The sequence below is a fragment of the Nitrospiria bacterium genome (genome assembly GCA_036397255.1).
Taxonomy (GTDB): domain Bacteria; phylum Nitrospirota; class Nitrospiria; order DASWJH01; family DASWJH01; genus DASWJH01.
The window spans coordinates 45,491-64,022 of record DASWJH010000026.1 but is presented as its reverse complement, the minus strand read 5'-3'; the positions used below and the strand labels follow the sequence as shown (position 1 = coordinate 64,022).

The 18,532-nt window shown below is 45.5% G+C and carries 13 protein-coding genes and 1 pseudogene; 9 read left to right on the top strand and 5 right to left on the bottom strand.

From position 1 onward, the window contains the following. Positions 1 to 21: 21 nt before the first annotated feature. Entirely contained in the window at positions 22 to 387 is a 366-nt protein-coding gene (locus tag VGB26_03925) for a hypothetical protein (protein HEX9756932.1), read from the bottom strand. 611 nt (positions 388 to 998) lie between these two features. On the opposite strand from VGB26_03925, the pseudogene VGB26_03920 reads away from it, so the two are divergent. Together VGB26_03920 and VGB26_03915 are read left to right on the top strand one after the other, a co-directional pair. Continuing rightward, positions 999 to 1,748, top strand: a pseudogene (locus VGB26_03920) (GGDEF domain-containing protein). 607 nt (positions 1,749 to 2,355) lie between these two features. Further along, on the top strand, positions 2,356 to 3,027 hold the full coding sequence (locus VGB26_03915; protein ID HEX9756931.1) for a response regulator transcription factor: 672 nt from the start codon (positions 2,356 to 2,358) through the stop codon (positions 3,025 to 3,027). A 38-nt stretch (positions 3,028 to 3,065) separates the two neighbouring features. Here VGB26_03915 and VGB26_03910 read toward each other — a convergent pair whose 3' ends face one another. Then, positions 3,066 to 4,127 carry a hypothetical protein gene (locus VGB26_03910; GenBank protein ID HEX9756930.1) on the bottom strand — a complete coding sequence of 354 codons (1,062 nt, stop codon included), beginning with the start codon at positions 4,125 to 4,127 and terminating at the stop codon, positions 3,066 to 3,068. A gap of 28 nt (positions 4,128 to 4,155) precedes the next feature. After that, positions 4,156 to 4,926 (bottom strand): tetratricopeptide repeat protein, encoded by a 771-nt coding sequence (locus VGB26_03905; GenBank protein ID HEX9756929.1) that lies wholly within the window; start codon positions 4,924 to 4,926, stop codon positions 4,156 to 4,158. A gap of 435 nt (positions 4,927 to 5,361) precedes the next feature. Between VGB26_03905 and VGB26_03900 the strand changes: the two genes are divergently transcribed. Both VGB26_03900 and VGB26_03895 read left to right on the top strand, forming a co-directional pair. Then, positions 5,362 to 6,099 carry an ABC transporter ATP-binding protein gene (locus VGB26_03900; protein HEX9756928.1) on the top strand — a complete coding sequence of 246 codons (738 nt, stop codon included), beginning with the start codon at positions 5,362 to 5,364 and terminating at the stop codon, positions 6,097 to 6,099. After that, entirely contained in the window at positions 6,096 to 6,887 is a 792-nt protein-coding gene (locus VGB26_03895; protein HEX9756927.1) for an ABC transporter permease, read from the top strand. Before VGB26_03900 ends, VGB26_03895 begins: the two co-directional genes overlap by 4 nt. Positions 6,888 to 6,925: 38 nt before the next feature. On the opposite strand, the gene ftsH is transcribed toward VGB26_03895, so the two are convergent. After that, positions 6,926 to 8,746, bottom strand: a complete 1,821-nt coding sequence (gene ftsH, locus VGB26_03890; protein HEX9756926.1) for an ATP-dependent zinc metalloprotease FtsH — start codon at positions 8,744 to 8,746, stop codon at positions 6,926 to 6,928. Between the two features lie 428 nt (positions 8,747 to 9,174). Here ftsH and VGB26_03885 point away from each other — a divergent pair, with 428 nt between their 5' ends. Genes VGB26_03885 through VGB26_03875 form a run of 3 tightly spaced genes read left to right on the top strand, consistent with a single transcriptional unit; the run spans position 9,175 to position 12,270 of the window. Then, positions 9,175 to 10,494, top strand: coding sequence for an ABC transporter substrate-binding protein (locus VGB26_03885; protein ID HEX9756925.1), 1,320 nt, complete (start codon positions 9,175 to 9,177; stop codon positions 10,492 to 10,494). 53 nt (positions 10,495 to 10,547) lie between these two features. Continuing rightward, a complete protein-coding gene (nikB, locus tag VGB26_03880) occupies positions 10,548 to 11,477 on the top strand; it encodes a nickel ABC transporter permease (GenBank protein ID HEX9756924.1) in 930 nt (309 codons plus the stop codon). A gap of 1 nt (position 11,478) precedes the next feature. Beyond that, on the top strand, positions 11,479 to 12,270 hold the full coding sequence (locus VGB26_03875) for an ABC transporter permease (protein HEX9756923.1): 792 nt from the start codon (positions 11,479 to 11,481) through the stop codon (positions 12,268 to 12,270). A 193-nt stretch (positions 12,271 to 12,463) separates the two neighbouring features. Here VGB26_03875 and VGB26_03870 read toward each other — a convergent pair whose 3' ends face one another. Beyond that, complete coding sequence (locus VGB26_03870; protein HEX9756922.1) at positions 12,464 to 13,705, bottom strand: sensor domain-containing diguanylate cyclase; 1,242 nt, start codon at positions 13,703 to 13,705, stop codon at positions 12,464 to 12,466. A gap of 378 nt (positions 13,706 to 14,083) precedes the next feature. On the opposite strand from VGB26_03870, the gene VGB26_03865 reads away from it, so the two are divergent. Continuing rightward, positions 14,084 to 14,731 (top strand): response regulator transcription factor, encoded by a 648-nt coding sequence (locus VGB26_03865; protein ID HEX9756921.1) that lies wholly within the window; start codon positions 14,084 to 14,086, stop codon positions 14,729 to 14,731. A 281-nt stretch (positions 14,732 to 15,012) separates the two neighbouring features. Further along, on the top strand, positions 15,013 to 18,504 hold the full coding sequence (locus tag VGB26_03860; protein ID HEX9756920.1) for an Ig-like domain-containing protein: 3,492 nt from the start codon (positions 15,013 to 15,015) through the stop codon (positions 18,502 to 18,504). The last annotated feature ends 28 nt before the right edge of the window (positions 18,505 to 18,532 follow it).

Here is an 18,532-nt window from a genome sequence, read left to right as displayed (position 1 = left end):
GGGGTGGTGTATTTGTGGGTTTTAATACCCATCTTCATTCAGGAAGACCATTCGGAGGAGCCAGAGTAAAGCAGCGATACAAATTCCGAATGTGGTGAATTCCTGTGCCACAGAAAAGCGGGATCGAACGGATTCCAGATGAACTTCCTCTTCCATATCTTTCTTTTTTGGACCCCAGGCGAGGGGAGCATTCAGTGCAGCTAAAGGGACCAGCTTTAGCAAGGCATATAGGATGGAAGAGTTAAAGGTCCAAATCATGATAATGATTAAAACAAGTATGTATAAAACAACCGTACCGGTCAGGTAAACCCATAGATATACGAATTCGATAAACCACAACGTGGTGCTGACCAAAAGAAGTGTAATCAAAATTAATACTCGACTCATGACCCACATGGTACCAATCTGCTCAAAAAAGTGTCAACTCTTTTGAAATAAACCCTAGTGGTTAAAAAAAATAAAAAAGGAAAATTTTTTCCTCAATCAGTTTCCGGGAAAGAGGTCTTTTAGAAGGAGTTTGCGGGGAAAGTTTTTTTAGAAAAAGGGAAAAAAGGCAAAATGTCAGGAGGGGGTGGAAAGAAAAAAATCTGGGATGGGGTGTTTTCAAAAAAATGGAGTAGGTTTTTTAAATTATATGAGGTGCCGATTCCTAATGGAAACTGTTTATAAAAAGACCAATCATAGGGAGTAATATGTGGATTGAAAAGTCTAGATACACCAACTATAATAATGTTTCGGCTGCACCCTCAGCCGGGGTATTATACTTCGAAAAGCCAGATACGGATTGTTATTAAGGGACCATTTAAGACTAGGTAAATTAAGTCTAGTGTTTCAGATTTCACCGGTTAAATATTGAATGACCTTTTCCCAAGAAACGGATTAACTGATAAGGTGAGTTTCCCTGCATTGTAGCCGGCTTCCTTGGGACTGTTTTGACAACGTTTTAAATTAAAATGAACCTTAAGGATGGGCTGAATAGATGGTTCGAACGGTAACCCATGCCCCTTCTGATAGCCGTCAGCCTGCTACTGGTGGTCTTGGTGGGAGCGTTGTATTGTTGCGTCTATCCCAACACGTCCCTCTCCATTTTCTACATCATTCCTATTGGCTTTGCGGCTTGGTACGCTGGTGAGAGGGCGGGGCGAGTTATCTCGGTTCTGTCCGCCCTGACCTGGGCATCCACCTACTATGCAACCATCGGCCTGACTGCCCATTCCCCTGTATTATACTGGAACGGTTCCGTAAGGCTTGCTTTTTTCATCATTATTGCCTCATTGCTTTCCGGCCTGAAGAACAAGACCGAAAAATTGAACGACCTGGCCCATATTGATTTTCTGACCGAAACTTCCAACAGTAGGGCATTCTACATTCGCCTCGAGGAGGAGATCAACCGTTCCCACAGGTACCGCAGCCCCTTTACCCTGGCCTATATTGATCTTGATAATTTTAAAACCATTAACGATCTTTATGTGCACACCGCGGGGGATAATCTTCTTCGATCCATAACGGCATCGATGAAAACTACACGCGGAGCACTGACTGCATCGCTAGAATGGGGGGAGACGAATTTGCGATCCTTTTTCCGGAGGCCGATTCAAAGGGCGCGCGGGATGTGATCAATAAGATCCGCGAGGAACTACTCAAACAAATGAGGGATCCCGGCGAGCGGGTCACCTTCAGCATTGGTATGGTTACCTACGACCAGCCGCCAGATGACACGCGGATGGTGGTTAAAACATCCGATGATCTGATGTATTCGGTTAAGAAAAAGGGCAAGAACTCACTGGCCCACCTTGTTTGGGACAGAAAGGAATTTCGCCCGGAGCCGGTTTAAGCGTATGCCCGTGGCCGGCCCCTGACCCTTTTCTTTAAAGTTCCTCATTTGTTCAAGGGCGTTCTAATGTTCCCCTCCATGGCTTTTTGATTGAAAGGAGGGACCAAAGCTGGCTACTTTGAGGGGACCTTGGTCCAGTTGCTTCAAATAAAACTTCCTAATTCCCTATCATGACCCATCGTTTAGGGAATAACCGGGTTTCCTTCCATCATCACCAATTCTGAAGGCTAAATTTTCCAAGGAATGTTAAGGAAAGCATCTGAAGAGGCGACTCAATCAAAAACGATTTAATGGGTTGTGATTTTTCTTATATAAATTGGATCTATGGGAAAGAACCATTTGGACCAAAATCATTTATCCGGGGAAAAATATTTCATTAAATAGTTTGATTGATTTTCGGTTTTTTCTTTATAATAAAAATAGCCATTGAGAATTAATTTATAATGGGGTATTCATCCTATTTTTTAGGTGGGTTTATTTTAATTCATCCTTTAATGTCATCAATGGAAAGTGGGGCAACGGTGGTAAAAGTTTTTCTAATAGATGATCACCGAATTTTTCTGGAAGGGCTGGAAAAATTAATTTCTGATGATCCTTCTATGGTCATAGTGGGGACCTCCTGTAATTCCCGCGATGGGATTAGGGAGGTTCCGCAACTTCAACCGGACGTTGTCTTAATGGATATTTCAATGCCGGGTTTAAATGGGTTAGAGGGGACCCGGATGATTAGCCGGACATGCCCAAAGACAAGAATACTGATTTTAACCATGCATGACAATGAATTATTTTTAAGAAGGGCATTGGAAGCCGGATCCGATGGGTATATTTTAAAAGACTCCAAAGTGGAGGAACTGCTCCATGCCATTCAGGAGACCTATAAAGGAAATTGTTATTTGAGTCCCTCCATTTCCCGAAAACTGGTGGATGAATATTTAGTAACCAAAAAACGAAAAGAAATTAAAAACCAGTTTCCGGTGTTAACCGGAAGGGAATGGGAGGTTCTTCAACTTCTGGCCAAAGGGCACACCAACAATGCAATTGCAAAGGTCCTTGGCATTAGTCAAAAGACGGTTCAAACCCACCGCAAGCAAATCATGAAAAAAACTGAATATTCATCGGATTTCGGACTTGGTGAAATATGCGTTGGAAGAGGGTTTAACGGGAGTTTAGGAAAGAAAACACTTTCTTTCTAATCATTCAAGCGGATGGAGATAATGGGTGAAGGTTTTTTTTATGGGCTGTTTTGACCAATGAGTTTACCGTACTTTTCCGTCCATCGTGAATGGGCCGTTTTAAGGGTTTTGAAGACCTCATCAATTATTCCTTTTTCTTCTGCTTTCCATTCCACCCGTCTCCCATATTTACTTATAATTTGGATCCAATGGTGGCTGGTTTCCGGGTCAAACCCCTGTGAAATTTCCTGAATATCATTATACCAAAGGGAGAATCGGTAGTTTAATTTTGCTAAGCCCGTGGTCTCCGACCCATCAACCTTTAAGTCAACATTGGAAATTTGGGCTGTGAAATCATAGGCCCGCATAATGGAGGTGGCCTGATCAAACGTTGTAAATTGAAATTGATATGCTCCGATTTGTTCGGAAGGAGTTTTGGATTCCCTAAGGAGGGACCAATATTTTATCTTTTCGGCCCTTTTTTCTTCTTCCCTCTTTTTCCGAAGAGTGTCCTGCTCATTTTTGTCCTTTTCCTCCAATTGCTTTTCTTCAGGGGAGATCGGGGCTGGCCTTTTTGAAAAATCGAGACGAATGGTTTCCATTCTCCAACCTTCTGGGGTGTGGTGAAGGATGGCAGTTCCCAATCCTCCTTCTACAATAAATCTTTTTACTGTTGATGGGGAGGTATCATATTGCCATGAGAATTCCACATTGACGGCGGGTTGCTCCCTATTCAAATGGGTCAGGTTTTTAATTTCCGTTAACGGTAATTGAGATTTTTGGAGAGTTACGAAACTTGGCCCATTCGGGTTTATGTTTATATTTTTGAAAAATAGCAGTCCTTTAGGGGTCAGCTTCACTTCTGGGGGAATGGAAACCACAGATTCATCGGGTTCGATGATCCCTCCTGACCAGAATCCTTGATCATATCCTTTTTGGAAACCGTCCTGATGAAGTTGGATTTGGGAGGTGATTTTTGAATATTCGTGGGTTTGCCGGATAAACGATAAAGCCATTCCCGGGGTAAGGTCCGGGGTTTCCGGAAAGGCGTTTTTCCATTCAAAGAAAACGGAAAAAATTATAAAGAAAGAGAGGAATCCGATAAAAACATTTCGCTTCATACAGGGAGTCTCCTCATGTGACTTTTAGTCATTCAGTTTTTACCTTTTCCACTGTTTTAAATTTTTCTGACTGATCTAACTTAAATAGGAGTTTTTCCGCTTCCGGTTTGTTATGGTGATACCAGGAATAATAATTTGACGGAGCGGCCATATGAATGACCCGAATCAGCTCAATTCGGGCGTCTTGGTTATTTTTTCGTTTGATATAGGCCTTTGCCAAATCGAGACGGGCCTTGGCGTAATTGGTTTTCGCGGCAACGGCTTTTTGAAGAAATTCTAAGGCTTCTTTAGAATCCCCACCCAATATCCAGGGAAGCTCCTCCAAAAGCATCCCCTTCATATGGAGAGCGGGAGGGTAATCCTCCTTTAATTCAAGGGCACGGTCCACGTGGTTTTGGAGTTGTCGTATGGTCGTCAATGAGGCAAAAACCCCCTTTAGGCTGGCTGCGGATCCTAAATTCGCAGCATAATAAAAATGGGCCTTGGGATCGGCATTGTTGAGGTGAATCGCTTTTTCTGCGATTTTGGCTCCTTTTTCATAGGCTTGAATTCGTTGAGGTTTGCCACTATTTAGATCATCCCCCATATCCAGGTACAAACCGGATAATCGGGTAAGGAGAACGGAGTCCAAAGGTGCTTTTTTATTTTCCTCCAAAAGGGTATTTAATTCCGTAATAAGGGATTGTCGATATTCTTCGGGCGAAGGATTTCCCCGGGATGAGAAAGGATAAAACAGGGAAAAAAATCCGATGATTATTAATAAACATGCACCTTTACCCCCCATGGTTCTAAATTTCAAAAGGATCTTCCAAATCTTTATCTTTTTTAAAAAATATTTTCTTTTGGCGGGGTGGTCTTTATACATATGATAAATGATTGTTGTTGCAAGGGACTCCGAAAAAATTCTACTCACCTTTCAAATGGTTTAAATTATAGAGCGTGGGATAATAGGCCCTTCAAAACTGCGATGGGCTTGGATTTTCAGAATAGCGTCCTCCCACCGGTATGTCAATTGAAAATCCATTGGATTTAACATGGGCTGCAAGAGAAGAAGGCCATGGGTTGACAGGGGGGATGAAGAGGGCTATTTTCAGTTTTTTAACCTTTGGTTTTTGGATTTGAGGAAGAGGAAGAAAATGGAAGAAATTGGGGAAAGATTTTGTTCCCGATTCAAAATTCCATTTGAATGTTAAAAAGTAAAGAGAAAAAACCTATTCCCTCCAAAAGGATAATCATGGGTAAAGAAGTTTTACGGGTAGAAGGTCTTGGAAAGAGGTTTAACCATTCGTGGGTGGTTAGGGACCTTAATTTCTCAGTAAACCGAGGGGAAATTGTGGGACTTCTGGGTGCCAATGGGGCAGGAAAAACCACTATTCTGGCTATGCTGTTAAACCTGATTACCCCAACATCAGGAAACGTTTCTTTTTTTGGTCAAACCGGAGATGGAAACCGAAAGGGGATCTTAACCAAAATGAATTTTTCCTCCCCTTATGTGGATCTCCCCCACCGATTGACCGTTTTTCAGAATTTATCCGTGTATGGCCAACTCTATGGAGTTCCCCTGTTGAGGGAAAAAATAAAATTTCTCTGTAGGGAAATGGATATTGAGTCGCTTTTAAATAAAAAATATGGACAGCTTTCCTCCGGGCAAAAAACCCGAGTGGCTTTGGCAAAGGCGCTGATTAACGATCCGGAGATCCTTTTATTGGATGAACCCACAGCCAGCTTAGACCCGGATGTTGCCGACCACCTCCGGCGTTGGATTATGCAATACCGGGATAGACAGAGCGCCGGGATTTTAATGAGTTCTCATAATATGCAGGAAATCGAACGAATGTGCGACAGGGTGATCTTGCTTAAACAGGGAAGGACTGTGGCAGAAGGCTCCCCCAGTATTCTCATACAACAATATGGGAGGGCTACAATGGAAGAGGTTTTTCTTGATATTACAAGGAATGGATCCGAGGCATGAACCTCCGCCGTATTTTGGCCCTTTTTCAACGGCATTATTTCCTGTACCGGACCTCTTGGGTTCGTTTAATTGAGTTGGTGTACTGGCCGGTGATGGAATTGCTGTTGTGGGGGTTTTTGACCTTATATCTTCAAGGGGTGGGATCGGATCTTCCAAACTTTTTAGAGCTGTTTCTGGGTGCTTTAATTTTGTGGGATGTTCTTTTTCGAGCCCAGATCGGTGTTTCTCTGGCATTTCTTGAAGAGGTATGGTCCAGAAACCTGGCGAATTTATTTGTCAGTCCATTAACGCCATTAGAATTTATGGCGGGTCAACTGGTGGTGGGCTTTCTCAGAACATCGGTTGCAGTGGGGGTCTTGGTGGTCCTTGCTCAGATTTTTTTCCACTTTAATATTTTCGAAATGGGTTTACCGTTGGTGGCCTTTTTTGCCAATCTTTTATTGATGGGTTGGAGCATCGGTTTGTTTGTCTCGGCATTAATTCTGCGCTTTGGCCAGGGAGCTGAAAGCCTGGCCTGGGCCGTCATTTTTCTCTTCCAACCGGTCGCGGCGGTTTTCTATCCTGTTTCCGTTCTCCCTGAATGGCTTCAAGGAGTGGCCTGGGCCACACCTGCCGCCCATGTATTTGAAGGCATGCGGTCTGTATTGTTGGACCACCAATTTATGCCAGGTCATTTTTGGAGCGCAATGGGGTTAAATCTGCTTTACCTTACAGGTGGAACCCTGTTTTTTCTTTGGGTATTTAAAATTGCCCGGAAAAAGGGTTTGTTTTTACAAGTGGGAGAATAGATTTTTAATTTGAAAATCAGGTAAAGGGCTGGGGAATATTAGTTGGAAAGGGTAGGATATTTTGAAAGAACGGCTTTAATTTCTTCCCCGGTAACTGTCTCTTTTTTAAGAAGCAGCTGTGCGGACTCCCTTAAGATGTCTTTTTGTTTTGAGAGAAGGGTATTGACCCGGTTGTATTGTTCATCAATAATTTTTCGTACCTCACAATCGATTTCCCTTGCGGTTTTCTCACTATAATCTCCCGCCCCGGATTCACTTCCAATTTGCAGGAAGCGCTGCTGATAATCCCGATCAAAGGAAATTTGCCCCAGCTTCTCACTCATTCCATAAACTTTAACCATGCTTTTAGCAATATCCGTTGCTTTGAGCAAATCATTTTGTGCACCTGTTGAAACCTCCTGGTAGACGATTTCCTCAGCCATTCGTCCCCCCAAAAGCACCGCAATTTTATTTTTGAGTTCGGACTCTGTCATTAGAAAACGGTCTTCGGTGGGAAGCTGGAGGGTATAACCCAACGCCGCGACCCCTCGGGGAATGATGGAGATTTTTTGGACCGTTTCAGAACCTGGAATGGATAGAGCCACTAGGGCGTGGCCCATTTCATGGTGGGCAACCCTTTCTTTTTCCGCGGGATTCAAAACCCTATTTTTTTTCTCAAGGCCGGCAATGATACGTTCCACCGCTTCTTCAAAGTCAGGTTGTTCCACGGCCTCCCTGTTCTTTCGAACCGCTAACAAGGCGGCCTCGTTAATGATATTGGCCAGGTCTGCCCCCACAAAGCCGGCAGTCATTCCCGCAATGACCTCCAATTTAACATCAGGCCCCAGAGAGATGTTACGGGCATGGACTTTTAAAATAGCCAATCGGCCTATTTTGTCTGGGCGGTCCACTAAAATATGACGGTCAAAACGGCCGGCACGAAGTAGGGCGGGATCCAGTATTTCTGGACGGTTGGTGGCGGCCATGAGAATGACTCCCGTTCGGGAGTCAAAACCGTCTAACTCAACAAGAAGCTGGTTTAAGGTTTGTTCCCTTTCCTCGTGAGCCATAGGACCTATTCCTCGCGCTTTTCCGAGTGCATCCAATTCATCGATAAAAATGATGCAGGGGGCCTTTTCTTTTGCCTGCAAGAAAAGGTCCCGGACCCGTGCTGCTCCAACCCCCACAAACATTTCAACAAATTCTGATCCACTGATGGAGAAGAATGGGACCGCCGCTTCCCCGGCCACCGCCTTGGCCAAAAGTGTTTTGCCGGTTCCGGGTGGGCCCACCAAAAGGATTCCCTTTGGAATTTTTCCTCCAAGCCGGCTAAATTTCTCGGGGGTTTTTAGAAATTCAATGACCTCCTGCAATTCTTCAATAGACTCATCGACTCCGGCAACATCCTCAAACCGGACTTTGACCTCTTTTTCCATATAGATTTTTGCTTTGCTTTTTCCAACGGTCATAAACCCGCCCTGACCTTGGCCTAATCTGCGGAACAAAAAGACCCATACTGCGAAAAATATGGCAATGGGAATTAACCAGGAAAGAATATCTTTAAAAAAAGTGCTTTCAATCACACCGATTACCTTAACATTGGCGGCTTCAAGTTCACGGAGTAAATCCGGGTCTTCCACCCGAACGATGTCGAACATGCGCTTCCCTTCCTCTTCCGCCCCCTCTTTCATTTTTCCGTGAATGACCGAAGTGGAAATTGAAACCTCTTCCACCTTGCCGGATTGGATGGCTTTCTTAAATTCGCTATAGGAGATTTTAGTGGGATTAAAAACGGGGAAAATAAATATTTGAAGAAGCATAATCGCCCAAAGGGCAAAAACGATATACCAAACCGAGAATTTGACGTTTTTTCGATCCATTGGATTCTAGTAAATTTCTGAGGGAAGGGTGACCTTAGAGACTATATAACATTTTTTTGTTTGTCAATGAGAGACCCGGACAATTCTTTTTAAAGAAGGGCCATGTTTTGTTGACACAGATACAATTTTTCTATATACCCAATAAAGTTCGGACCGGTTCCCAATTATCGGTGGTGACTACCACCACGGGAGGGTGATCCATATCGAGCGAACCAAAATATATTCAAGGTAGAAAGGGGAAGGGTTTTTTAAAAATTTCACGCTTTCCTATTTTCCTTTTTATTTTCTTTTTTACTTTTATCAGCTGTAACCCTTACGAGAGAAATTCACTTCGGTTTGGGTTATCCAGCGCACCGATTACATTTGACCCCCGATATGCCACAGATGCCACCTCATCCCGGCTCAACCGCCTTTTCTATCGGCGGTTAGTGGAGTTTGATGAGCAAAATCTCCCGGTTCCCGGTTTAGCGGTTTGGAAAAGGGTTTCTCCCACCCAATTTCGCTTTACCTTAAAAGATTCCATTCAACCGTTCCATGATGGGAGCCCATTCACCTCAGGGGATGTAAAAGCTACACTGGAATCGATTCTCAAACCAGAAAATGCTTCCCCCCACAGAGGGGACCTTATATCGATCCAAAAAATAGAAACCCCGGATTCAAGGAACATTGATATTTTTCTCAAAAGTCCGGACTCCTTTTTCCCGGATCGTCTTAGGGTGGGAATCCTCCCCCGAAAGAAAATTGAAGAAAAGCATCCATTTCATACTCAACCGGTTGGAAATGGTCCTTTTATCTTTTTGTTATGGCCTGAAGAGGGTTCTTTGAAAATAAAACGGATGTTTGATGGGCAGATTTTTGAATTTTTATATGTAAAGGATCATACCGTGCGGGTGTTGAAATTACTAAAGGGGGAAATTGATATGCTGCAAAACGATCTACCTCCTGAACTGGTTTCCCTTCTGGCGAAAGACCAACGTGTCCGGGTCATCAAAGGGAAGGGATCGAACTTTACCTATCTGGGTTTCAATATGGAAGATCCTGTGGTTGGCCGCTTGGGGGTACGCAAGGCGATTGCCCATGCTTTAAATCGTGAGGATATGATTCGATATGTTTTGGGTGGGGCCGCCCGACCGGCCTCCGCCCTTCTTCCCCCTGAACACTGGGCAGGAAATCAGAATTTGATTTTTTATTCCTATAATCCGGTAAAGGCCAAAAATTTTTTAAACCAAGAAGGATTTGATGAACAAAGGTTGCCGAAAATTACTTATAAAACCTCCAGTGATCCTTTTCGTGTTCGCCTTGCAACGATTATTCAGCGCCAACTGGAGAAGGTCGGTTTTGAAGTGGATGTGAGAAGCTATGATTGGGGAACATTTTATGGGGATATTAAAGGCGGGCGCTTTCAAATGTTCAGCCTAACCTGGGTTGGAATCACAACCCCGGATATTTTTCATATGATTTTTCATAGTGAATCGGTTCCCCCCAACGGAGCAAATCGCGGGCGTTTTCAAAATGCCGTGGCTGATCAACTCATTGTTCAAGCTCAGAGGGCTGATACCCGGGAAACCCAAATGGACCTTTACCGCCACCTCCAAGAGGTTCTTTTGGACCAGTTGCCATATATTCCGCTTTGGTATGAGGATCATTTTTTCGCTGGAAATAAAAACTTAGAGGGGTATCAACTGGCCCCGGATGGAAATTACGATGGACTTTCCAGGATTTCTTTAAACAGAAAAAACAAACAATAAGGGTTTTAAATTTTTTTCATTGATAAACCCTGTTCAATCAAAGAGGCGGGTGTATGGTTCGATTTCTTTTTTCAAGGGTAATCTCCGCATCCATTGTCATGTTGGGTGTCAGTTGTTTGGTTTTCCTTCTAATTCACTTGATTCCGGGAGATCCCGTGGAGGTCATGCTGGGAGAAACCGCCCGGCCGGTTGACCGAGAGGCCCTCCGACAGGCTTTAGGGTTGAATCAACCCATTCATCAACAATGGTGGGGGTACATGAAAGGGCTCCTTCATTTGGATTTGGGTGTGTCCCTTCATTCCAAGCGGCCCATTTTTGACCTTTTAAAGGAACGTTTCCCGGTCACCTTTGAATTAACGTTCTTTTCCCTTTTGGTTGCTGTGGGATTGGGGTTCCCATTAGGGGTGGTGGCTGCGGTGAACAAGGGAACTCCCTGGGATTATTTTGCAATCGGGATATCCATTTTAGGTGTTTCCATACCCATTTTTTGGCTTGGCCCTTTAATGATTTTATTGTTCTCCTATGGATTGGGTTGGTTCCCTGTAAGTGGACGGGAAGGGATCGCTTCCATTTTTCTTCCCGCCTTTACCCTGGGTTTTGCCATGTCTGCTATATTGTCCCGGATGGTCCGCTCTTCCTTATTGGAGATTTTAAGCGAAGATTATATTCGAACGGCCAGAGCAAAAGGGATTCAGGAGTGGCGGGTTATTTGGTACCATACCTTGAGAAATGCCATGCTACCCGTCATAACCGTTTTAGGGTTACAGCTTGGGGCTTTATTGGGGGGAACGGTGATTATTGAATGGGTATTTTCCTGGCCGGGAATTGGCCAATTGACCATTGAGGCGATACAGAAGCGGGATTATCCATTGGTTCAGGGGTGCGTTTTAATGATTAGTCTTACCTATGTTTTGGTGAATACGGGCATTGATTTTGTGTATGGGTGGTTGGACCCCCGTATCCGTTTAAGCGAAGAGGGTTGACATGGGTTTTTGGGTTCCGATCACTGTTTTTCTTTTTTGGGTCATCCTTGGGTTAGGAAGCCCTTTTCTAAATTTAGATCCGGAACAGATGGATCTCTCAAAAATTCTCAATCCCCCCAGTTTAGGGTTTTGGTTGGGTTATGATGATTTGGGCCGTTCCATTGCCGACCGTTTGATGGCGGGTGCCACAACCTCCCTGGTGGTTTCAATTAGCGTTGTTGGCATTACCTTAATGATCGGAACCTTTGTTGGAACCCTTTCGGGATATTGGGGTGGTTGGGTGGACCATGGGATGGTCAGGTTGATGGATATATTTTTAGCCTTTCCAGGCCTTCTTTTGGCCATTGCCATGGCCGGGGTTTTAGGTCCCGGAATCGAAAACGTCGTCATGGCCCTGTGTGTTGTTGGTTGGGTTGGATTTGCGAGGCTTTCCAGGGCCCAGGTTATTTCCATCAAACAGCGTGAACATGTTCAAGCGGCATTGGCCATCGGTTTAGGTCGAACCCAAATCATTTTAAAACATCTGTTGCCTTTAACCCTTGCTCCTTTGATAGTAGAGGCCACTTTTTCTTTGGCGGGTGTCGTGATTGCAGAGGCCAGTCTTTCATTTTTAGGGTTGGGGGTCCAACCCCCAGATCCCTCATGGGGGAGTATGATCCGGGATGGTGCCCAATATATGTTGGTGGCCCCCCATATGGTGATTTTTCCCGGAATTGCAGTCATGCTGGTGGTTCTGGCGGTTAATCTCCTCGGGGACAGATTTCGTGACTGGTTGGATGTAAAATCTGGATAAATTTCTTTTTCCGGTTGCGGGTTTTCTTTAACTTTGAATCAGGGGAGGGGCTTGTTGAATAAGGGGAGTTAATTGAGGGTGGAAATAAGGATTAAAGAAAAATGAAAACCGTTGAGGAGCGGAAAATTGAATAGGGAAATTATTTTTGATCCATCTGCCAAACTCTTTGTTTCATAAAAGTGGAGTACATTTTTTAAGGGGTTTCCCCAAACCCCACCACGCGGTTTCTTCCCGCGTTTTTGGCTTCATATAAGGCTTTGTCGGCTTTTTGAATGATTTCATTGAGGGTTCTACCATCCTTAGGGAAAGAGGCTACCCCCCCACTGATTGACACGAAGCCCAGGGGTTGTTTCTCCAGGTTGGGAAAAATATGGGTTTCAATCAACTTGCAGGTATTTTCCGCATATTTGATCGCTCTTTCTCTTCCTTGGTTTGACAACAAAACAATAAACTCTTCTCCCCCGTAACGGGCAAGTATGTCCGTTCCTCGTGTATTTTTACGAACAAGCCTCGCCATTTTTTGCAAAAGTTCGTCTCCCGCCTGATGTCCATTTTGATCATTATATTTTTTGAAATGATCCACATCGAACATAAAAATAGAACATTCAAAATTATAGTTCCCACATTTTTGCGCTTCTTCCATGAGGCGCTCTTCAAAATAACGCCGGTTATAGAGTTGGGTCAAGGAATCAACCCGGGCCGTTAATTGGACATCATCCAACCGTTGCACATTATCAAGAGAAATGGCTGCTAAATCGGCTATCATTGCAAGAAAAGTTCGATGATTTTGATCCGGGGATTTGATTTTACCCACACTCAATACCCCATGAAGGCGGCCCTTAAAGCGGATAGGGGCACAAAAATCAACCACCAGGGGATTCCCGTCTTTAGGAATTTTTCCTGATACTTCGGGATTGTACTTAAAGTCATCGGAGGTGAGAACAATCTTTGCTTCCCCGGTAATGCCGATTTTTCCCTCTCCTAAGGCATAAGATAAACCCCAATACTTTTCTTTGTCCAATCCATAAGCCAAGGAAAGTTGTAACCGTTTTTCATCAGGGCGAAAAAGGAATAATGCAATTTCACCTGCGTTCATTAGAACAAATGTTAGCCGAACAATCGAAGAGGTGACCTCCTCGATTGTCAGATTGGAGCAAAGGCGTTTAACGGCTTCGGGAAGGGTGACAAAGAGTTTAAGATAATCCCGGTTTTTTTCATCCAGTTGTGTAATTTGATTTTGAAGGGTTCTCCTAAAATTTGATTCTTCCGCTGATTTTTTATCGGATTTTTTCTTTTCTTCGGTAATTTTTAGAATTTTTTGGGAGATTCCTATTCTCCCTAAAAATATTCCAATAAAAAAGGCAAGGGCTCCAACCAAAAGAAGAGCCCCCATATTCAAAAGTGGGTTTGTTGAGATGAGGCTAGCCGGCTCCATAAGTGGAATTTTTTTTCACACCTCTTGATTTCTTGAAAGGAAAATTTTATGGAATAGTAATTAGGATACAGGTTAATTTTTTTTATCATTTTTTAAGGTACCACTTTTTTGACCTATGTCAAGAAATGGAACCTTCCATAGAATTATAAAACGTAACAAAATTATGGTGTTGTTTAAGAGCCACCTTTAATGATTTAGCTTTATAGTTCTCTTTTTATTGTGAAGAAAAAATGGAGCCAAAGAAGTTTGCTTGACAATCAGGTTAATTTTTTTTTATAAGAAACATTAGGTAATACTTTTTTACAACATTGTTCCAATGTAATACCATTCAGTGATTGAATTCTATTTTAACCCTTGAATTATCAAGGAGTTATAGAAATGGAACACCGGATCCATCTGATCGTATGTGACAGGGACAAAAAACTCCGGGAACGACTGAAAGAGTTAATTAGGATACAAAATGATTTTGAGCTTATTGCTGAGTTAACCCATCCAGAACAGTTTAAAAATTCAAAGAATTTTATTAAAACAGACATCTTTATTGCAGGCCTAGACCCAAACCAGCGCTATTCGATTCAACAGTTTTTCCCCCTTTTAAGCCAAGGAAATAATATAAAATATTTTATTTTAAGTGATGTGATGCAGGGGGATTTGATGTTACGGGCAATGCATGCCGGAATCAGGGCTTTTCTTTCAAAAACCATTCGGGATGAAGAATTAGCCGATGCCATTCGGGAGGTGTTTAAAGGAGGGATTTGGTTTCAAAAAAAGATCGAAGTAAACGGAACCCACCCTAAAAATGGAAAAATGCAAGATCGGAAATATTATAATGGTAACGGTTTGACTGCTCAAGAAATCAGGGTCCATGAAATGGTCAGGCAAGGGTTGCGGAATAAAGAAATTGCAGAGAAGCTCTACCTAAGCGAAAAAACTGTAAAATGCCATGTCCATAATATTTTTAATAAGCTCAATGTGACAAAAAGAACCCAGTTGATGGATTACTCATTGACCTCCTCTGGGCTTTAAGCTCTTTTATTTCTCCCCTACATTCGGTTAAACCCAGCAAACATCACAAAGATTCTCATTGGAGGTATTAGTTTGGTATGATTTTCACAAAATTTAGTACCAATATAATACCAGAGTCCCATTGACATTTGGGTCAGAAAGGATCAAAAGAACGAGAATAATTGTTTTGATTTCTGTTTCTAAAATTGTAAATTAAATTTAAAAAGAGAACGAGCAAAGGGCATTTTCTTTAATTTTTAACGCTAATAGTTTTTAAAGAAATAAAAATAGGGGGTATTGAAATGGATTTAAAGGAAAAAACTATTTTAGGTTTTCTTGCCTTTTTAGTTTCCACCTTTTTCCTTCTGGCTTTTGTCTCCAATTCAAGTGCCCGCCATGGGGAGGAGGATTTCATCCCCAACCGGATTCCCGAGCCGGCTCCGTATGTGGTTTCGGAAACGGACCACCCTAATTTGGGCACTCCCGGTGCCTATCCCGGACCTCCTTTTGAGAGCCTTTGGAATGGGATCGATGATGTGGGAGCCTGCACCGGCTGTCATACAGGAATATTTGATCAGTGGAACGGTGCCATGATGTCTAACGCCTGGCGCGATCCAGGCTGGAGAGGCGCTTTTCTTTTGGTGGCGCGGTTGACCTCAACGGATGGCTGTGCCGATATTCCCCCCCCACCCGATGGATCGACTCCCTACGATTGCAGCGATGCAGCCCATAAGATCAATCCTTTTGCCAATGCGGATGGGACCTCCACATTTGATTATGGAACGGGAATGGTTACCACCAGCGGTTCGGGCTCATTAATGGATGATTTCTGCAGCCGGTGTCACATGCCGACCGATTATGTGGATGCGACCATTGATGTCTATACGGATGATCAAAGTCCCCACGGTGCCGGAGCGACGACACAAGAGCATGGGCGGATCAGCCCCACGTTTGATCCCACATCCATTAATTCAACGGCGGAGGTCACCACTACAGATCCTTATACCGGACAGTTAACGCCAGAATCCTTTGGTTTCCGCCGAACGGCAGAAGGGCGAATGGTGAACAGCAACAGCGGGCAAACGGGGATTGTGTGTGAAGTGTGCCATACCAATGTGGAGACCCGGTATACCCCCTATCACAATTACAACAAAAGCGGGGCGGAGTATTATCCGGTACCCTCACAGAATCCCCGCTGGAATTCCGGTCTGACGCCGGAACAGGAGGATATGCTGACCGTGCCGGATGCCGCGTCAGGGAATTTGGGATATGCGGCAGGGGCGGGAGCGTTTCGACTTTCTCCCCATGCGTTGCATGAACCGGAACGGTTCGGGCCGTTGAGCTGGAACGATTTTAATGCCACGGAGGATCCGTATTTAACCGGGGTATTTGGCACGCCGATTAACTATATTCAGGCCAATCCTCCCGGAAAGCATGATACGTTTTATCAGGTGAAGTTTGAACGATCCGAGTTTTGCGCGGCCTGCCATGATGTGACCAACCCTGCCACGATCAAGAACCAACATGGTTTTTGGGTCGGAGGATTTCCCATTGAGCGGACCTATACGGAATGGCAAAACAGCCGGTATGCGGACCGTCCGGGGAACGCGTTTTTCGATCCTGCGTTTAAACGGGATTGCCAGACCTGTCACATGAACCAGACCTTCGGGCAACCTGGGACGGCGCTGACGTTATATGATGCAAGCGGTGTGTCCGTGCCTCCGCTGAGCGGACCGAGTTGTGACCGGATTACGAGGACGCCCCATTGGACGCACCATTTCGTGGGGGGCAATGCCTATATCACGAAGATGATCGGTGCGGACGCTCAGAGCAGCGGGGATGTTCAGCCTTATCCGGAGCTTTTGCATACCAGTTTTTCCTCCAAAGAACCGGCCAGCCGCTTCAACTATGCACGGTTCGACACGGCACCCTCTCGAAAAGGGCCCCCTGCGACCCAGCATGAGCGGTTTGCGTGGGACCGTCTGAGGAATGTATTGACGATGAACCTTTCGGCCCCTGGATCGGTGGCCAGGCCTGCGACGGAGACCTTGGCACCTTTGAGCCTGAGCGTCACGAACGCGGGCTCCGGGCATAATTTCCCGACCGGGTTTCCGGAAGGGCGAGTGGCCTGGGTGCGGGTGTCGGCGTTCGATACCAAAAACACCGCAGACACCTCCGATGATGTTGAGTTGCAGATTCAGAACTCAGCCGCTGGTAATCAGCGCTCTTTTGGTGTGGGCTATATGACGGCATCAGCGCAGGCTGATCCGCTGTTCCCGGGGTGTAATTTTATCATTCCGGAAGGCTCACCTGATCCGTATTCCATATTGATCAAGGCGTGGGCCACGCTGGACCAGAACTGTCCGACGCTCGATCTTCCCTACGCGACGCCCGTCAATCTTGTGGTGAACGCTCAGGGTATGCCGGTGGATTCGACTGGGGCGGTGATCGACCGGAACAATCCCACGGGATTGCCTCAGTATAATGACCTGGACGGGGACGGGGATTTGTTTGATGACTCCTTTTTGGAGGATACACGGTTGAGGCCTCTTCCCCATGCGGGTGCGACCATCAACGCAAGCCAGTATTCGGTGGTGGTGCCGTCCGATGTGGTGGGTCCGATTGCGGTGACGGCGGTGGTGTACTATCAGTCCTTCGAGGCGGTGGTGGCGAAGAAGTTTTTGGGGAACCTGGCCAATACCGATGATGTGGAGGCCGACGAGGGGTTCCCGACCGGTTCACCGACACTGGAGCCCTGCGTTCTGAAAGCGCCCTGTGACCGTGTCGGGAAACCGGGTGCCTTTGGGGACGCGGAGCTACGGGAGGCGATGAAGTTCGATCCGGTGGTGGTCGAGGGTGCGCCGGCGGTCCCGATGGAAGTGGTGAACGCAGTGATTCAGGTGAATGAGACGGCAGATTCTGTCGCCCCGCAGGTGGTGATTAATAATTCTACCGCCGATACCAATCTGACCGCTCCGATTCCCGCGAACCGTCATTGGTCGCCTTCTCCCTATGGAGGACCTACGGGAAATTATGATGTAGAGGGAAATGGTGAGCTTCATGTGGATGCTTTCCGGATTGTGAAGGTGAGTTTCACAGAGCCTGTCCAGGGAGTGGATCCCAATACCTTCTATCTGACGGATAACAGTGGATCGGCCATTACCACCCTTCTGGATCAGATCGATGATACGACCTGGGGGTTGTTCCCGTTCACCAGTGAGGAGATGGCGTTGTTGGATCGGGGGGTGTATGTCATGCATATTGCCCCATCCCGGAATGGGTCGGCCCTTACGGACTTTGCAGGGAACCCGTTGGCAGCAGGACCTGCAGCGGGAGGGGAGTATACCTTCGGGTTTAAGGTGGGAAGCAATGAGCCGGTTCCAACCACTACTACGTTAGGAACCACGACAACAACAACCACCGGAGCTACCACCACCACTGGAGCCACTACCACAACGACGACGCTTGGCGGCCTTCAGGTAACCAGCGTGAAACCTCCTGATGGGTCCACCGGCATTCTCACGGCGACCAATGTGGACATCACCTTCAACCAGACCCCGAGCGGCGTGGTGGATGAAAGCAGTTTCCTGCTGCATGTAGCCCTCGGTCCGAACCAGGACCGGTGCGCCACGTTGGGCGCTCAAGCCCCAGGAACCGTTACCGGAGGGGGAACGGCTTGGACGCTGGATCCGACAAACAACCTGGCCACCAAGACGTGGTACTGCGTCACGGTGACCACTGCGACCGGCTTGGCCCAGAACTTCAACAGCACGTTTAAGACCGGGAACAGTTAGAGTTCTTTCCTGCTTGCATTATTCGGCC